The organism is Alteromonas sp. KUL106, assembly GCF_009811415.1.
GTDB lineage: Bacteria > Pseudomonadota > Gammaproteobacteria > Enterobacterales > Alteromonadaceae > Alteromonas.
Genome location: NZ_BLIG01000039.1, coordinates 1 through 16779 on the forward strand (window position 1 = coordinate 1; position 16779 = coordinate 16779).

Below are 16779 nucleotides of genomic sequence, written 5' to 3' on the forward strand. Positions count from 1 at the left end.
CAGGTATAGTCGTTCTACATCAAGGTGACACAACAAAGAGTACGGACATTTTAAACTCGCCCTACGGGAAGGTCTGGCAAGCTTCCTAGCTTCATTCTGGGAATTTAAAAGGGAACAGCCATTCCTGCATTCCCACGCTTCGCTAGGAAACTTGCCAGCGCCTTCTGAGTGGGCAATTATCTATGCGGATTGGTATTAATGAATAAATTTGCTATATACGAGCATAAAACGTCATAGTTTCAGTACGTTTTCATTGTCCAATCATTTAATTGTCGTGCTAGTATTGGTGCTTTATCGATAAAGCTCGGCTTATTCTAAGGTTTAGCAAATACGTGTTTGCTCAAGCCGAAGCATTTGTTCTGACAACGCACCTGTCATGTTCAGTTCATTTTTACACACCGAGCAGCCATTAAAACAATAACGAAGGAAAGTGCGTGATAAACGAATTCGTTTCATTAGTTAATAATATTCTTTGGGGAGACGGCCAAGTACTTATCATCATGCTGCTGGCATGTGGTATTTGGTTCACAGTGAAACTTGGCGGTGTACAGCTCAGACACTTCGGCCATATGTTCAGCCTGCTTAAAGGCAGCAACACCTCAACAAAAGACGGGATCAGTTCATTCCAGGCCTTATGCACGAGCTTATCAGCGCGCGTGGGCACCGGTAACCTCGCGGGCGTGGCCGTTGCTATATCGCTAGGTGGTTCTGGCGCTATTTTTTGGATGTGGATGATTGCTCTATTAGGCATGGCGACCGGCTTTGCTGAAAGCGTGTTAGGCCAGCTATACAAAGTACGTGACGAAAACGGCGAGTTTCGTGGCGGCCCAGCTTACTACATCAAACAAGGTCTGAATAAAACTTGGCTTGCAGTGGCGTTTTCACTTTGTTTATTCTTTGGCTATGGTTTTGTCTTCAGTGCCGTTCAAGCCAACACTATCACCGATGCATTAAACAACGCATACGCGTTCCCAAGCGAATATGTAGGGCTAGCCATTATTGCGTTAGCGGCATTGATTGTAGTGGGCGGCCTTAAGAGCATTGCCCGCTTTGCCGAGTTTGTGGTGCCCTTCATGGGCATAGGCTATGTGCTTGTGGCACTGGCTATCACGTTTATTAATATTTCAGAGCTTCCCGCTATGCTGCTCGACATTGTTAAATCAGCATTTGGTTTACAAGAGGCGGGCGCTGGTGCGCTGGGCGCGGCCATTAAAAATGGTATCCAGCGCGGCCTGTATTCAAATGAAGCAGGAAGCGGCTCTGTACCCCACGCCGCGGCAAGCGCCGTTCCAAATCCTAATCACCCAGTATCGCAAGGTTACATTCAGATGCTAGGTGTTTTCTTAGATACACTGGTGCTGTGTACATCTACTGCGTTTATCATTCTACTTGCCGGCGGCTCAAGCTCTGATCAAATGGAAGGAATACGCCTAACCCAAGATGCCATGAGTAGCCACCTAGGCGAAGGCGGTACTGACTTTGTGGCAGCCGCCATCAGCTTATTTGCATTCACATCTGTAGTAGCAAACTACGCTTATGGCGAAAGTAACCTACACATGTTCAAGCTGGATAACAAAATAGGCCGTGCAGTCTACACCATTGGTTATTTAGGCATGATCTACTGGGGTGCACAGGCAGCACTTCCTCAGGTATGGGCCATGGCCGATATGGCGTTAGGTTTGATGACGGTAATTAACATTATCGCTATCGTATGGATGACCCCAACCATTGTGTCTATCAGCAAAGACTACTTTAAGAAAAAAGACAGTGGCGCCAACATGGAATACAAAGTGGGTGACTGCGAAATACAAGGGAAGTCAGAAGATGGTGTGTGGGATTAACCCAACATTTTAAGTGTAAACAAGAAGGGGCATCATTGATGCCCCTTCTTGTTTCTTTAAAGCAATTTTAATGAGTTTGATAAAGTACTTTGCCGGTAGCAAAGGTTAACCTGGCATTACCGTTACTATCTTCGTCACAGTAAATGTTGTTATTCAAACTGGCTTCTCTTTCTGAATCTGCAAATAAGAAATCAGACTCCCATATAAGCTCGCCTGAACGCATATCTAATGCGTACACTTTTGATTTAGCTTGGCTAGAATCATATTGCAAATCATCGGTTAAGTTAAATTCTGGGGTAATGACATATGCCACACCTTGGGCTTTCGTATCGGAAAACTCGCTACAATAGTCAAGGCGATTTGCTGATGTCACTCTGGAGATTTCAATGCTCGAATCAGAGTAAACAGAAACAAAGCTGTCATCAACAACATTATAAATGTGATTGAAAAGAAGCTCTTGTGGGTTGGTGCTATTAACGTTAATTCTCTCCCTAACCATGATGGATACAAAGGGGCTATCGTCATAGTATGAGTTCACAATAGCGGGCTCATCGGAGATAAGATACACCTCTTGCTCCGTTGGGTATTTAACTTTTCTAAAGACTTCAAAGCTTTCTGGTGTCTTTTGTACAATAACGAGATGATCGTCGACAATCATTGCAATATAGTGTTTCTCTTGCCATGTATAACTACTCAGCCCTCTGATTCGTCCGCTTCCTTCAAGGCCCCATAAGGTTAGTTGCGCCACTTCCTGCATGCTGTCTTGTTCAACAATGAAGAGCTCTCTGTTTACTCTTACGAGGATATAGTCAACACCAGCCACGTTAACAAAATCAAATTCTGGAGGGCTACCATTCACATTAATCGCGTATTCTGACACTGCATTACTGTTAAAACTTTTTCTTACTAACGAAGAGTCAAATACCTCCCAACCGTAAATATCAAGAGAAGTGGTCGATAAAGAAACAAATGTAGGCTCTAGCTCGCCAGCCGCTTTTTCAGTAAACAAAGTACTTCTATCTTCATTTAAACTAAACACCCCTTTTAAACTACCCACCGCATAGCCGTCTCGTGTTGCAGCAATGTTTCCCAGAACCTCGTAATAGTCGGCGTCTGAAATTAAATTCTCTACAACAGGGTCAGGTGTGCTGTTGCCAGCTACTGTAAGGGTGTGTTTGAGCCTTGTTGCATAATCGCGATTTCTCACCTCTATTTCAAAGTGAACGTTTAGCGGGTAGCCAAAATTAGGCACAAATGCTTCCCACTCAATGGTTCCGTCATCGGATATTTGCATATCTAGCGGCGAGGTAACTAACCTAAATTCAAAAGGACCGTTACCCTCTGGGTTTAATATCTCTATATTATTTGAATATACTTCACCCACCTGAAGGTTACTCGCTACGCTCGCGAGCTCTATTTGTGGCTGGCTTTGTTTAACATAAACCGACACCGTCACAGGGTCTGACTCAACCTTTCCATCAAAAGCAATAACCTGAAGCTGATATTGGCCCGACTGAGTAAAGCTTACGCGAGTATTGTTAAAGCCGTTATTTTGAAATGTAACGTTAGCACCTTCAGGGGCCGATAACACGTTCCACTGGAAAGTAAGAAGGTCATCATCAACATCACTACTTTCGCTTGTGTCTAATAACATAAACACGTTACGGTCAGCTTCAAGTGACGTAGAGGCCACACTAACAAGTGGCGCCGTATTTTCAGCACTTAAATAGTCTTGGTTACCGATAAAAGAAAAGGGAATAACAAGCGTAGGCTCTTCAGCATTATTGATATCGCTGAAAAGGCCAACAGAGACAAGCCCTTCTTCCTTTTCTTTGATTATAAGCGTGCTTGAACCCGATATAGCTAGAGCAAGAGACGGTGAAGTGAATGAGCCTGGTCTCAAAGTCGTGATATCAACGTAACCATAAGGAGAAATGTAGATTCTGCCTTCGGGCACTAGCACTGGGTTATTTTCGGAAATCGTCGTGTCGATGTCTACGTCATCAATAAATACTGTAACACCGGATGACGCATAAGTAAGCAGCCCGTTTACGGTGGCTGACTCTGTGTATTGTTCACCAACAGATGCTTCAATCGTACCCTCGAAGTTTGCAACCATTCGTGAATTGTCGATGGTTAGGCTATCAAATGACAGGGCCCCCTCAAACGACTCGCCATTAGAAGACACAGACGATACAGATAACGTACCTTTACCATCAAAGGTATAGGGCCCCAAAGCGCAGTTTATGTATTCAACCTCAGAGGTATCATTTTTTAACTCGCCAACAATTAATTCCCCAGACTCACAGTCTAATCCAGACGGTTGCTCGTGATCCGTTAACACTCGGTCAAAACGGGCATAAGGGAATTCGTCAGCATGCACTAACATTACAGACGTATCTAAAGCCGACGTTACATAATAGGCAATATCATAAGCAGAAGTGCTGTCGACAACTGCTTCATTCTTAAGCCCCTCATACTTGCTAAAAAGTCCGCTTGGAGGAGGATTAGTAGGTGTTACAGGGGTTGGGGTAGGTGGAGGGGGTGAGGAATCTCCGCCTCCGCCGCCGCACGCAGTTAATGCAGATAAAGTGACGATAGCTACCGCACCATGTTTGAATAGGTTAACTAAGCTGTTCATATTACACTCGTAGTTATGAGCATACTTTTTAAGAACATCGGAAAAAATAGAAGGGGTACTGCTATAGAGAGGTAAATTTACTTAACTGTATCCAATACACGACGACTAAAACTATCCATGTTTTTAAACGGTAAGAATGCTCGGCTCTCTCTGTTAGTAATCAGCTCGAAAAGTTACCTAGTAATCCCCCTCTTTTCAAGCCCTATTTTATCATTGTACTTACTACGACACTGGCAAATGCCCGGTCTTTACCCATATCACTGTCTCTTCGTCAACGTAAGGATGATGCTGGCTCATATGCGGGCTTCGAATCCATGTACCTTTAGGGTATTCGCCGTGTTCATCTTTAAACGTACCTGATAGTACAAAAATCTCTTCGCCACCGAAGTGTTTATGGGGTTTAAATACTTCGCCCCTTGGCCACTTAACAAGCGCTACGTGCTCGTGCTCGAAGCTGTGTAGCGGCATCACTTGTAAACCACCCTGCCCTTGCAGCCATCCCACAGTGTTCGTGTTTACCCTAACCTCAGCCAAATCGCGCTTATCAAACTGATTCAGCTTCACTAAAATCACACAGCCTTCTTTGCTGAACGGGCTATGCTTGCTGCCTGGAGGGTTACGTAGGTAAGTACCTGCGGGGTAATCTCCGTGCTCATCGGAAAACACGCCCTCAAGTACAAAAATTTCTTCACCATACGGATGGCTATGCTGCTTAAAGCTAGCGCCAGGTTCATACTTCACCACGCTAGTAGTGTGGCCCGACTCTTTCGCTTCACGCTCCAGAGGTTTACGCCACACGGTTGACGAAGGTGATGCTTGCCACTCTTGCACCTGCGTATTAATAGCAAGGCGTTCATCAAAATTCATATTTAACATCTAGATCACCGGTTGGTAATGGCGCGTTGTCGCCCGCTTATTAAAGACCGCTATTCTGGCCTTAACATTTCAAAAAAGTTGTCTTGGGATAGAGTGTAGTAGTCACCACGACCACCGCCACGACTCACTGGCGCACTTTTAAGCGTACTGTAAACACCGTTATTGATAAGAGCCTTATCAATGTGTACGCCTACGACTTCGCCCATAATAAACCAACTATTCACTGCCTCACCTGAGGCTGACTTTAGCTGTACTACGTCGGTAAGTTTACATTCCATGCTCACCTTACTCGCTTTTACGCGGGGAACCTGCACAATTTCACTGTCTACGGTTTGAAGCCCGGCATGGTCGAATTCGCTCTCCTCTGGCGCTAGCGGCTTGCTTGTTGTATTCATCGCATCAACCAAATCTTCCGATACAAGATTCCAGCAAAACTCACCCGTTTCCTGAACGTTTACCAGCGAATCTTTTTTACTGCCCACCACCGAGAAACCAATAATCGGTGGCGTGTAGTTTAAAGCATTAAAAAAGCTATACGGGGCAAGATTTAACACACCCGCTTTTGATTTTGTAGAAATCCACCCGATAGGACGTGGCGCGATTATCGCGTTGAAAGGGTCGTGAGCCAGGCCATGACCTTCTTTTGGTTGATAAAAATGCGTTTGTGACAAAACCATTCCTTAAAAAGTGTGTTAGTTTAAAAACTAGCGTTTATATAGCTACGCTCCCCACCGTTTTCAAGATTAATAACAATAAGGGTGTTTATGACTGCACGTAGTGTCGCTTTTTCACGAACAAGACTCACTGAATTAATGGTGCCTTCTTTTGCTAATTTTGGTGGTAAGGTACATGGCGGTGTCATTTTATCGTTAATGGATAAGGTCGCCTATGCCTGCGCAAGTAAACACGCGGGAGCCTATTGCGTAACTGTTACTGTTGATGGCGTTGAATTTCTGCAGCCTGTTGAGGTTGGCGATTTACTTCATTTAGATGCGACCGTTCATTTTGTGGGCAACACATCCTTGGTTGTGGGAATAAAAGTCACTACAGAAAACATCAAAACCAATGAGGTAAAGCACACCAATAATAGCTTCTTTACTATGGTTGCCAAAGATGATGGCGGAACCCCTGTCGCCGTTCCTGAGCTTGAACTCACTAATCATCATGAGATGCGCAATTTTGTGACAGCCATTCGCCGCAGCAAAATTCGTAAGGAAGCCCAAGTTAAGCTTCAGCGTGATTATGACGCATTTATTCCTCAAGAAGATTTTGCGCTGCTAGATGAGCATCGATGTACCGTTAGCTTTGAACGGGATAAAGTGCCAGCTAGGCAAAATGCTGAAGATAAATAGAAAAACATTGAACCCGTTGTGAAACTAAAATTCACTAAGTAAGTTACTCAATCCACTTCAGCTTTTCTAAAGGGTACCCTAGGTACCACTTAGTTCGCTCTAACACTGGGCGGATAACAATTCTGTTTATCCCTAAACTTGGGTTGTCAGATAAACTGTCGCACATTTGTTTTAGCGCATTGTAGTTAGGGAAACAGGTGAATGAAATATAATCCACGTCACCGCTCATTCTTAAGCAGTCCATAAACTCGGGGATGTCTTGCAATGCGTTTTCAAACTGCCGCCGCTGCTGCGCTGTATTGCTTTTAAGATAGAACTCTACGTATGCCAACACATGTTCGCAGATACGATCTAAATCCATCTCGGTATGAAAATTAAAAAAGTACCCTGCTTCCTGCAAAGCTTTTTTGCGCTGAAAGCAGGCGCTTGCCGACAAACCAACGCGATCTGCTAATTCTTGATTAGAGAGATCGGCGTACTTGTGAATGGTGGCTAGAATTTTTTTATTGTATTCATCTAGCTTAATGGTCTTTTTGGCGATGTGCTGTCTCCTTCCAAAACTATCTTTTGTTTTGCGACTGTACTTAAAAAGAAAGTTTTTTAAAAGCGCTAAACAACGGTCAGAAATTCACTATTAACTCATTTACACTAAATTTTCACTTACTAAGAGAAAAGATATGGAATCACCATACGACACATCACAACAAAGTATTGAAGACAACGCGCTAGTTTCATGGCCCAGAGTCGCTGCTGTGTCAGCTATGGTCTCATTTTCGATACCGACATTTATGACGGGTATTGAGCTATTTTCATTACTTCCTTGGGAAAAAATTGCGATAACGCTACTTATTGGAGGGGCGCTGCTAACCCTAGTCGGCGGATTGATGGGCTCTATTGGCGCTATAACACGCAAAAATTCTTACATGCTGGTTAAAGTAGCCTTTGGTGATCAAGGTGCGCGAATTCTGAACCTGCTTTTTGCCATTTCACTGGTGGGCTGGTTTGGCTTGAATTTAGACTTATTTTCATCTTCCGTTGCCGCAATTTTAAATTATGACGCCCCCAACAACACTCTTACCATAGGCATAGAAGCCACTGTTGGCATGCTGATGATACTCACCACCATGTACGGGTTTAACGTAATCAACCGCTTGTCGATTATCTTAGTGCCTTTAATGTTAGTGGTAAGTGGGGTTTTATTATATCAGTCTCTTACCGTTACCTCTTTTCACCACTTTACCTCTGCTATGAGCCATGCCCACGGTTCTATTAGTCAGGGGGTTAGCCTGATTGTGGGAGTGATTATAATTGGTGCCATTATTTTACCCGATATCACCCGCTTTAGCCGTCAGCGTAGAGGCGGTGCTTACACCGCATTTTGGTCGTACTTAATTGCCCAAAGCGCGGTAATTGTTATTGCTGGCTTCGCCGCGTTTGCACTTAAAGCGAATAACATACTTGATGTGTTACTCGCACTGGGAATAGGAAGCTGGTCTCTACTTATTGTTATTGCGGGCAGCTGGATTTTAAATGCGCTAAACCTTTACAGTGCGGAACTTGCCGTCAATGCAAGTTTGCCCCGGTTAAAGCAAAACCTTGTGGCTATTGGCTTAGGTGTGGTGGGCATGTTCGCGGCTTTTGCTAATATTCTCGAAATATTCGTGTTGTTTTTATCCGTCTTGACGGCTGTATTTATTCCAGTAGCCGGCATTATCGCAGTAGACTTTTTTGTACTGAATAAAAGCGGATACTCTACTGCTGTTTCGCTCAAGCGAATAACTTGTACGCCCCCAACGTCTGGGCAGCTTTCTGATAAGGCTATTGCTTCTGAGCAATACCCCACCAGCGTGCAGAGCCCCCTATCTTCTAATCACAAAAGCGCGTTAATCGCATGGGCAGTAGGTGCTGGAATTGCCGGCTATGACTTGTTTGAGCCGCTCTCTCTTATTTCAGGTATTGCCGCATTAGATGCCATTGTTGTAAGTGCGATATTGCACTTAGTCGTTTGTTCTGCATCGCGCTTGTTTACCGATAGATGAGTTTCGCTATGAATTTAGTTGGCCCGCTGTCACGCACACTGACCTGTTTACTATTTATTTCACCTAACCATTAAGAGGCGCTACCATGCGTATAGGCATTGATGTTGGCGGCACACATACTGATGCCGTACTGCTAGACAATGAGACAATTTTAGCGACCAATAAATCATTAACCACTTCAGACGTCGCTTGCGGAATTATAGAAAGCCTTAATGCACTTCTTAACAAGGCGTCGATATCTGCAAGTGATATTAATGCGGTAATGATTGGTACAACGCAGTTTACTAACGCCATCATAGAACGGCGTCAGTTATCTAATATTGCAGTTATTCGCTTAGCCCTTCCTAGCGGAAAAGGCTGCCCTCCTATGATTGATTGGCCAGATGATTTAGTTAACGCTATAAACCCCAATATTTACGAATGTCATGGCGGCTACTTGTATGATGGCAGCCCCGTAGCTGATATCAATATTCAAGAAATAGAAGCCGTTATTGCTGATATTAAACGAAAAGATATTAAGTCGGTTGCGATTGCTTCGGCATTTTCGACCATGAATGCTGAACCAGAATTGCTGGTAGCTAAACTTATACATACAGCACTTCCCGACTGTGAAATCACATTGTCTCACCAAATTGGTAGTATTGGCCTGCTTGAACGAGAAAATGCCGCCATCTTAAATGCAACGCTGCGACCATTTGCTCGAACAGTGGTTAATGCATTTGAACGTGCATTAACGCTACACGCCTTTAGTTGCCCGTTTTTCATAAGCCAAAACGACGGAACACTCATGAATGCGGATTTCGTGCGAGCGTATCCGGCCCTTACCTTTGCATCTGGGCCCACAAACTCACTTAGAGGCGCCTATAAACTTACCGGCCAAGAAAACGCCATCGTTGTCGATATTGGCGGCACCACATCAGATATTGGTGTTTTACAAAACGGTTTTCCGAGGGAATCAAACCGAATAATAAAAGTGGGTGGAGTACGAACGAACTTCCGCATGCCTGATATTAATGCTGTGGGACTTGGTGGAGGAAGTGTTGTGCGCAATGAAGGCAAGCGCATTGGGCCAGATTCTTGTGGGCATAATTTGGTAAACGAGGCATTGATATTTAACGGCAACACCTTAACGACTACCGATATTATTGTTGCCAGTGGTAGTGCAGACATTGGTGATAGTGAAAAAGTAAAGCATGTCAGCACTGACGTTATCCAAAGCGCCATGAAAACCATGCGCGAAACCCTTAACCACCACATTGAAATGATGAAACCCGACGACATGCCAGTACCAGTAATTTTAGTGGGAGGAGGCGCCGTGTTAATTCAAGGCGATTTACCCGCTGCCAGTGAAGTTATTCGCCCAGAAAACGCAGGTGTAGCCAATGCTATTGGCGCAGCTATTGCGCAAGTTGGCGGAGAAGCAGAGAGCATGTTGTCGTACCGCGCTATGTCACGCGACAAAGCAATAGAAAGCGTGACTCAGCTTGCCAAAGACAAAGCCGTTGCTGCTGGTGCCGACAAAACGACAGTACGCACCATCGACATAGAAGAAACCGAGGTACCTTATATGGAAGGCGATATGCGACGCGTACGTGTGAAAGTTGTAGGTGACATCACCACAGATAACAAAAGTACACGAAACTCTAAGCAACACACAGGAGGCTACTAATATGCAGCGCAATTCATATGTAACGGTAGACGATTTAGAGGCGCTAAGCATGGGGTCGGTATTTCTGGCAACCGGTGGTGGTGGCGACCCCTACCTTCCAATGCTGTTGGCTAAACAGGCACTGTTGGAATACGGCCCAGTAACCCTTGTAGCGCCCGATGAGTTAAGCAACGAAGACTACGTAGTTGCTCTTGGTGCGGTGGGTGCGCCTACGGTGAGTTTAGAGCTTCTGCCCTCTATTGATGAAGCTGGCGATACGCTTCAAGCCTTTGAAAACCACACGGGCAAAAAAGTAGACGCCATTGCATCGTTTGAAATTGGGGGGGGCAATTCGCTATTACCACTTGTTGCGGCTGCCGGTGCTGGCATACCTATGATAGATGGCGATGGTATGGGCCGCGCCCTACCCGAAGCACAAATGATGACTTACGCTATTGCTGGTGCAAAGCCGACACCTGCGGTGGCACGTGACTATGCTGGAAACACGGCTGCGTTTTCAACTTCAGATACACTTACTTATGAGCGCCACATAAGAAGTTTTGCGATGGCGGCTGGCGGCATGATAACGACAGCGGAACACCCAATGTCGGGAGGCTTCATTAAAACCGCTATTATCCCACACACGGTGTCGTTCGCTATTAAATTAGGCAAGGTGCTTATGCAGTATCGCGGTCATGTTCAGCAAATAATGCCACATTTAAAAGCATGTTTTAAAGATTCAGTTTATGGGCAGTGTGAACTACTATTTGAAGGTAAAATAATCGATAAAAGCGTGGCTATTGTGGGAGGTTATGACGTAGGTGAGCTTACAGTAGCAGGCTTTAATGGCGAACCGCCAGTGACCATAAACATTAAAAATGAATACCTGATTGCCAAGCAAAACGACAAGGTGTTAGCAAGTGTTCCAGACTTGATTGTACTTGTAGATATTGAGACCAGCGAACCTATTAATGCAGAGCGTCTTAAGTATGGCCAGCGGGTAGCGATTATTGCAGTGGAATGCCCGAAGTTTTATAAATCAGAACGCGCCCTAGCGGTAGTATCTCCCAGAGCGTTTGGTTTCGATTTTGACTACGTTGCGCTGTCAGCGAACTAAACGTTTCAAATATTAATACAAAAAGCCCCGACAGATGGGATGTCCAACTGTTGGGGCTTTTCCTTTACAGCAAATTCTTGCTGCTATCCGTATTGCAATGGCTTAATTAAAAGCGATAAGACACTTTTCCGTAAACAAAACGCCCAGTAAAACCGTAAGGCGAGAAGCCTGAATACGGGAACAAGCGCGAGAACGTGGTTACATCATCAACCAGTTCGCGGGTTGTTTCAGGATACACATCAAAGAGGTTGTTGGCACCCACAGACACGGTCAATCCTTCTGTTAGCGCAATGCGAACGTCTAAGTCTGTGATCCACTCAGATGGAATAATTTCGTTTCGTGCCTCAACCGATGATGGGTCTTCCACTTCTCCGTAACGGGTGGTACGCAGCGTTGTTGTGTAACGGTCGTAATTCCACGTAACACCTAAGTTCACTTTGCTGTCAGGTGAAGCGGTTTCAAAACGACGAAGTTCCACATCGCTGAACAAGTTATCTTGATCAAAGCCAGCGTTTTGCAGAACATCTGGCGCATCAATGATATTCGTCACTTCATTATCATTAAAGTTAGCCCCTGCGTTAAAGTTAAACGCACCGTAATCCGCGGTATTTAGCGTATAGGTAGAGACAATATCCACACCCTGTGTGCGTGAATCGATAGCATTTAAGAAGAAACGCGCTTGGTTAGCGCCAGTTCCCTCAAGTAATGCCTCTATTGCATCGCCCGATAGGTTGTTAGACAACACAATACGATCATCAATATCAATACGATAGAAATCTACGGTTAAGTTGAAGTCGGCGGTCGGCGAGTAAGTAAAACCTGCGCTGTAGTTATTCGACTCTTCCGCATCTAAACCTGGACTACCTAATACTTGTGCTACATCACTTGATGGCGCAAACGTGCCTGTTTCGGTAGGCTCGCCATCAACGAATACCGTCGCAATAGAGGTAAAGAACTGCTGCTGTAGTGATGGTGCTCTGAAACCGGTTGACACTGACGCGCGAAGGGCAAATGCATCGCTGAGGGTTACTCGGTGCGACATCTTCCAGTTAAATGTACTGCCAAAATCAGAATAATCTTCAAAGCGTCCTGCTACAGCCACGTTCCAGTTTTCTAAAACATCGGCTTCTAAATCAACGTAAAAGCTGTAGTTGTGGCGGCTATTGTCACCTGCTGACTCTGGGGTAAAGCCAGGGAATACTTGCGAACCCGCTGCGCCAAATGGGCCGTCCACAGGGTCTGTAACAGCGCCGCCAGGCCCAAAGGTACCTTGAATGTAAGAGTTTTCTTCACCCGCAGTTATTTCGTAGCTTTCGTGACGGTATTCGGCCCCCATTGCAAAGTTCATTTCACTATAGAACAAACCCGTATCAACCAATCGTGACGCGTCTGCATTCACAATCGTCGTGTTGTATTCAAGCGTACCTGCGTCAAACTCAGTTTGGCTTGTTGGGCCAAGTGACGTATTTAATGTGTTTACTACGCCGTATTCTAGCTCGTTACCACCGTGAGTCAGTGACAGGTCATAATTCCAGACATCCCCATAACCTTTAATGCCAGCGATAAGCGACATATCGGTAATATCGGTTTGGATAGAAGGCAAGAAACCATCTGGATAAATCTCAACAATGTTACGCGAGTCCTGCGCACGACGATAAAAACCACTGCCAAGAGAGTCTCGAGTGCTATAGCCGGCTGTAGTGTAAAACTCAACGCTGTCAGTTAGCGCTTTACCCGCGTTAATAAACAGCGCGTAGTCCTCTACTTCACCGTTGCCGTAAACGTGGTTATAGCGATTAACCGTAAGTTCACGCGGGTCTATGTTGCCCTCAGCATCCCGCGCATAGTTTTCGCGCTGATCGTAGTCTGCGCGATTTGCTTGGCCGCGGTCGCGATATTCACCAGACACGTTTACAAAGCCGTCGTCGCCCCACTCAAAGCCCACATTGCCTCGAAGGGTGATAGTTTGACCGTCGGTTACTTCACGGTCACCGCCCTCATCAAATGCTAAATTTCCGTCGGCACCAACACTTACGCCCTCAAGATTTGGTACACCGTTCATTGAGGTAACGTTAGCACCGTAAGTCGCTGATACTTCGCCGCCTTCAACCGCATCTTTTAAGACAATATTGATTACGCCGGCAATAGCATCTGAACCGTATTGCGCCGCCGCACCGTCTCGCAATACTTCAATGCGTTTAATCGCATTGGCTGGAATTGCATTTAAATCTACCGCCGAAGAACCACGACCCACCGAGCCGTTCAGGTTAAGAAGCGCTGAGGTATGACGACGCTTACCGTTTACCAATACCAAGGTGTGGTCAGGTGCTAAACCTCTTAGCTGGGCTGGACGCACGTGGTCGGTACCGTCGGTAATAGAAGGCTGAGGAAAGTTAAAGCTTGGCAGTAACTGATTTAAAATCATATTGGTTTCAGTTAGGCCCGTGGCTTCTATCGAGGATGCATCAATGATATCGATTGGCACTGGAGAGTCATTAACAGTGCGGCCAACACGACGAGAACCTACAATTTGAATTTGCTCAACATCTTGCTCATCAACAGAAGCTTGCTCTTGTGCAAGAACCGACGTAGAAAAAGGCATTCCCGCTATCGCAGAAGCAATAAGGGAAAGCTTAAAAGCAGAAGCGTTAAATTTTGCCTGTTGCATTGTGTTGTTCCTGAATTCTTTTAAAAATTTTGCTTATTGAAGTGAGTCACTTTGCACTTGAAATCGTTGATTAACGCTCAGTGCAACATGTTAATTCTGTTGTTGGGGTACTGCTAAACGCCAGATTGTCTGATCAGACTTATTGTTATTAGAAATGAAAAGCATTGCGTGCTTTCGGGCTGAGTAAATCACAAATAGATTCGCTCGCACAATACTAAAGTCGTAATTATGCCTTAATATCGACGACGGGTAGATTTTTAAAGATGAAGTGACGGAATTATCTATTGCAGTGAAATTAAGCGTTTTAATAAGGACAAGCGCGCCTTGCGCACATTCACGAAAACACAATCCACAACGTACAAAAAGCGCTCTATCAAGAACGCGTTTGATACCTTTTTACAGTGAGGAAGTTAGACTTTTTTAAGCTTCTTCTTCAGTTTTTTCAGCTTCCCCTCTTGCTTAGCAATTTTAGCTTTTGTTGCTTTGATTTCTTTTTTTAGCTCTTTTTTCTTCGCCATGATTTCAATCCTTAGCATTAGTAGCAATGTTTATTTTACGAACGTTACGTTTAGTAAAGCGTTTATTGTTCGCTGTGTTTTGCGATGTATTCTCGAATGAAGCGTCTTACTTCGCGAGCAGCAGACGTATCTAATGCTTCGCACAGTTCAATAAATTGCGCCCGTTCTTCGTCGTTAATACGAATAATCATCTGACTATTCTTTTTTTTCTTCTTATTGTTTTTCTCAGACATTTTAACTCTCAACAAGGTCAGGCTACTTCATTCGATTTGAAAATGTATATCTTATGTATATACATTACAAGGAATATTGAACCTTTCGCTTTGTTTTTTCATAGAAACATCACAGCGTTGTCACAATTGTGACTTCAGGTTAAGCCATATTTTATTTTAAAAGTGCCAATATCGAATTTAGTCAACCTAGAAGTGAAGTAGACCATGACACAAGCACAATCTATGACTCATCTTTCTTGTTTCATCGAAGCGGTGGCTATCGCCAAGAACAATAAATGTAGCAGCCGCGAAGATTTGAAAGCGCTGCTGCAGCAGAAAGGTTATGAAGAATTGGTTGCAATTGAAACCGTAGCAGAATTAAGCCCCCAACTGCCTTTGGCTTCATGAGGGTTAAACGTTAAGCTTTTGAAAACGCTCGCGGTTCTTTTGAAAAGCTGCGTTGATTAGCGCACAGTTATCTAGATTCAAAATATTGGTAAACCGGCACGCTAGCTTAAAATGAAAAACGGAAGCTATGCTTCCGTTCCTATAGAGTCGAACTCACATTACTTGGGTGACCATTCAAATTGTTTGAAAGGCTCATCTACCGGTGTTTCGGCTAAGTGATTGGTATAGTTACTCATTACTTTTTGCGCCAGAATAAGAATAATTTCAAGAAGTTGCTGATGTTTATAGCCAGCAGCATAAAACGCATCTAACTGCGCATTGTCAACATTGCCTCGGCCGCGAGTAAGGGCAAGCACAGTCTCTTTAAGGGTATTCAGCTTGCTATCAGACAAAGTTTCATCGTTACGTAACGCTTCAATTAAGTCATCGCGCACTTTCATGCTTTTCGCAATGCCGGTATGCGCCGGTACACAGTAATGACAGGCATGCTCAACATTTACGGCCTGCCATACTACCGTTAGCTCTTCTGCATTAAACGATGTGTCTTGCGCTAGCTTGTGAAGTACTTGGTAACCTTCAAGTAACGTTGGTGCCTCTGCCATAACCGCGTGTAAGTTTGGCAACATACCAAATGCACTTACAGAATTATCAATGAGTGGCTTTGCTGCTTCTGGTGCAGTTTCTTTCGTATGTAAAGTAAAATCGCTCATGTCACTCTCCTATTGATGTGAACAAAAACCTGAGTAGCGCTATGCGCTTCTCACAACTCGTTATGACAGCAATAATAGGTTTACTTGAACGATCGTTCAAGCGACAATTGAACACCTGTTCAAAATATTCACGTATAAGGTATGCAGCAATGAAATATGACCACGATGACGTTATTGAAAAAGCCACTGAGCTTTTTTGGCAACGAGGCTTTCAGGCAGCAGGTATGCGCGATATTCAACAGGCATTGGATATGCGCCCGGGCAGTATCTATGCGCGCTTCCAAAGTAAAGAAGGTTTGTTCAAGCTCGTTGTAGAAAACTATGCTCAAAACAGCGCAAAGCGCCTAAAGCAGGTGGCAGAAGCTGAGTCACCGCTTGGCGCGCTTTATCATTTTTTTGAAACAGCGTTAACTGGCCCCGACGAGCAACGCTACATGCGCCAATGCTTACTGGTAAAGTCTATTGCTGAATTAGATATCATCGGTGATATAGCCAAAAAAGCAGTACTTGAGAGTATGCAAACCCTAAAGACTGGTTTTAGAGATATTATTGAAGCCTGTATTGAAAACGGTGAACTGCCTGAACAGACACCAGCGAAACTGGCTGCGGAGTGGCTTCAAAATCAATTTGTGGGTTTACGCGCGTTTGCAGTAGTGCAAGACGACGATGAACCTATCACTCAAATGATAGATAAAGTTCTGTTAGATATTAAGGGTCAATGGCCGTTAAACACACATTAGTCAGGTTAA

The 16779-nt window shown here is 44.5% G+C and carries 14 protein-coding genes; 7 read left to right on the forward strand and 7 right to left on the reverse strand.

What is annotated here, in order from left to right:
* The first annotated feature begins 434 nt into the window (after positions 1 to 434).
* Positions 435 to 1841: a sodium:alanine symporter family protein gene (locus GVO63_RS13935; RefSeq protein WP_159580639.1), complete on the forward strand. Its 1407-nt coding sequence runs from the start codon at positions 435 to 437 to the stop codon at positions 1839 to 1841.
* Between the two features lie 67 nt (positions 1842 to 1908).
* Here the strand turns inward: GVO63_RS13935 and GVO63_RS13940 are convergent, their stop codons facing one another.
* The 3 genes from GVO63_RS13940 to GVO63_RS13950 all read right to left on the reverse strand — a co-directional run bounded on the left by GVO63_RS13940 (position 1909) and on the right by GVO63_RS13950 (position 6029).
* Positions 1909 to 4482, reverse strand: a complete 2574-nt coding sequence (locus GVO63_RS13940) for a hypothetical protein (RefSeq protein WP_159580641.1) — start codon at positions 4480 to 4482, stop codon at positions 1909 to 1911.
* Between the two features lie 222 nt (positions 4483 to 4704).
* Positions 4705 to 5358 (reverse strand): cupin domain-containing protein, encoded by a 654-nt coding sequence (locus tag GVO63_RS13945; RefSeq protein ID WP_159580643.1) that lies wholly within the window; start codon positions 5356 to 5358, stop codon positions 4705 to 4707.
* A 50-nt stretch (positions 5359 to 5408) separates the two neighbouring features.
* A complete protein-coding gene (locus GVO63_RS13950) occupies positions 5409 to 6029 on the reverse strand; it encodes a flavin reductase family protein (RefSeq protein ID WP_159580645.1) in 621 nt (206 codons plus the stop codon).
* Positions 6030 to 6122: 93 nt separating this feature from the next.
* On the opposite strand from GVO63_RS13950, the gene GVO63_RS13955 reads away from it, so the two are divergent.
* Positions 6123 to 6710, forward strand: coding sequence for an acyl-CoA thioesterase (locus GVO63_RS13955; protein WP_159580647.1), 588 nt, complete (start codon positions 6123 to 6125; stop codon positions 6708 to 6710).
* Positions 6711 to 6753: 43 nt separating this feature from the next.
* Here the strand turns inward: GVO63_RS13955 and GVO63_RS13960 are convergent, their stop codons facing one another.
* Positions 6754 to 7338, reverse strand: coding sequence for a winged helix-turn-helix transcriptional regulator (locus tag GVO63_RS13960; protein WP_308469300.1), 585 nt, complete (start codon positions 7336 to 7338; stop codon positions 6754 to 6756).
* A 49-nt stretch (positions 7339 to 7387) separates the two neighbouring features.
* On the opposite strand from GVO63_RS13960, the gene GVO63_RS13965 reads away from it, so the two are divergent.
* The 3 genes from GVO63_RS13965 (at position 7388) to GVO63_RS13975 (ending at position 11514) form a co-directional block, all read left to right on the forward strand.
* Entirely contained in the window at positions 7388 to 8749 is a 1362-nt protein-coding gene (locus tag GVO63_RS13965) for a cytosine permease (RefSeq protein ID WP_159580649.1), read from the forward strand.
* Between the two features lie 85 nt (positions 8750 to 8834).
* Positions 8835 to 10418: a hydantoinase/oxoprolinase family protein gene (locus GVO63_RS13970; protein ID WP_159580651.1), complete on the forward strand. Its 1584-nt coding sequence runs from the start codon at positions 8835 to 8837 to the stop codon at positions 10416 to 10418.
* Position 10419: 1 nt separating this feature from the next.
* Positions 10420 to 11514: a DUF917 domain-containing protein gene (locus GVO63_RS13975; protein ID WP_159580653.1), complete on the forward strand. Its 1095-nt coding sequence runs from the start codon at positions 10420 to 10422 to the stop codon at positions 11512 to 11514.
* A 106-nt stretch (positions 11515 to 11620) separates the two neighbouring features.
* Here the strand turns inward: GVO63_RS13975 and GVO63_RS13980 are convergent, their stop codons facing one another.
* Positions 11621 to 14182, reverse strand: a complete 2562-nt coding sequence (locus GVO63_RS13980) for a TonB-dependent siderophore receptor (RefSeq protein WP_159580655.1) — start codon at positions 14180 to 14182, stop codon at positions 11621 to 11623.
* A 580-nt stretch (positions 14183 to 14762) separates the two neighbouring features.
* On the reverse strand, positions 14763 to 14933 hold the full coding sequence (locus GVO63_RS19530) for a hypothetical protein (RefSeq protein WP_201281915.1): 171 nt from the start codon (positions 14931 to 14933) through the stop codon (positions 14763 to 14765).
* 204 nt (positions 14934 to 15137) lie between these two features.
* On the opposite strand from GVO63_RS19530, the gene GVO63_RS13985 reads away from it, so the two are divergent.
* Entirely contained in the window at positions 15138 to 15320 is a 183-nt protein-coding gene (locus GVO63_RS13985; protein ID WP_159580657.1) for a hypothetical protein, read from the forward strand.
* Between the two features lie 158 nt (positions 15321 to 15478).
* Here GVO63_RS13985 and GVO63_RS13990 read toward each other — a convergent pair whose 3' ends face one another.
* Positions 15479 to 16030 carry a carboxymuconolactone decarboxylase family protein gene (locus GVO63_RS13990; RefSeq protein WP_159580659.1) on the reverse strand — a complete coding sequence of 184 codons (552 nt, stop codon included), beginning with the start codon at positions 16028 to 16030 and terminating at the stop codon, positions 15479 to 15481.
* 149 nt (positions 16031 to 16179) lie between these two features.
* Between GVO63_RS13990 and GVO63_RS13995 the strand changes: the two genes are divergently transcribed.
* Positions 16180 to 16770 carry a TetR/AcrR family transcriptional regulator gene (locus tag GVO63_RS13995; protein WP_159580661.1) on the forward strand — a complete coding sequence of 197 codons (591 nt, stop codon included), beginning with the start codon at positions 16180 to 16182 and terminating at the stop codon, positions 16768 to 16770.
* Positions 16771 to 16779 lie beyond the last annotated feature (9 nt).

Coding starts and splice junctions, on each gene's coding strand:
- GVO63_RS13940 (WP_159580641.1), bottom strand. CDS start 4,482: ATGAACAGCTTAGTTAACCTATTCAAACATGGTGCGGTAGCTATCGTC.
- GVO63_RS13945 (WP_159580643.1), bottom strand. CDS start 5,358: ATGTTAAATATGAATTTTGATGAACGCCTTGCTATTAATACGCAGGTG.
- GVO63_RS13955 (WP_159580647.1), top strand. CDS start 6,123: ATGACTGCACGTAGTGTCGCTTTTTCACGAACAAGACTCACTGAATTA.
- GVO63_RS13965 (WP_159580649.1), top strand. CDS start 7,388: ATGGAATCACCATACGACACATCACAACAAAGTATTGAAGACAACGCG.
- GVO63_RS13970 (WP_159580651.1), top strand. CDS start 8,835: ATGCGTATAGGCATTGATGTTGGCGGCACACATACTGATGCCGTACTG.
- GVO63_RS13975 (WP_159580653.1), top strand. CDS start 10,420: ATGCAGCGCAATTCATATGTAACGGTAGACGATTTAGAGGCGCTAAGC.
- GVO63_RS13980 (WP_159580655.1), bottom strand. CDS start 14,182: ATGCAACAGGCAAAATTTAACGCTTCTGCTTTTAAGCTTTCCCTTATT.
- GVO63_RS19530 (WP_201281915.1), bottom strand. CDS start 14,933: ATGTCTGAGAAAAACAATAAGAAGAAAAAAAAGAATAGTCAGATGATT.
- GVO63_RS13985 (WP_159580657.1), top strand. CDS start 15,138: ATGACACAAGCACAATCTATGACTCATCTTTCTTGTTTCATCGAAGCG.
- GVO63_RS13990 (WP_159580659.1), bottom strand. CDS start 16,030: ATGAGCGATTTTACTTTACATACGAAAGAAACTGCACCAGAAGCAGCA.
- GVO63_RS13995 (WP_159580661.1), top strand. CDS start 16,180: ATGAAATATGACCACGATGACGTTATTGAAAAAGCCACTGAGCTTTTT.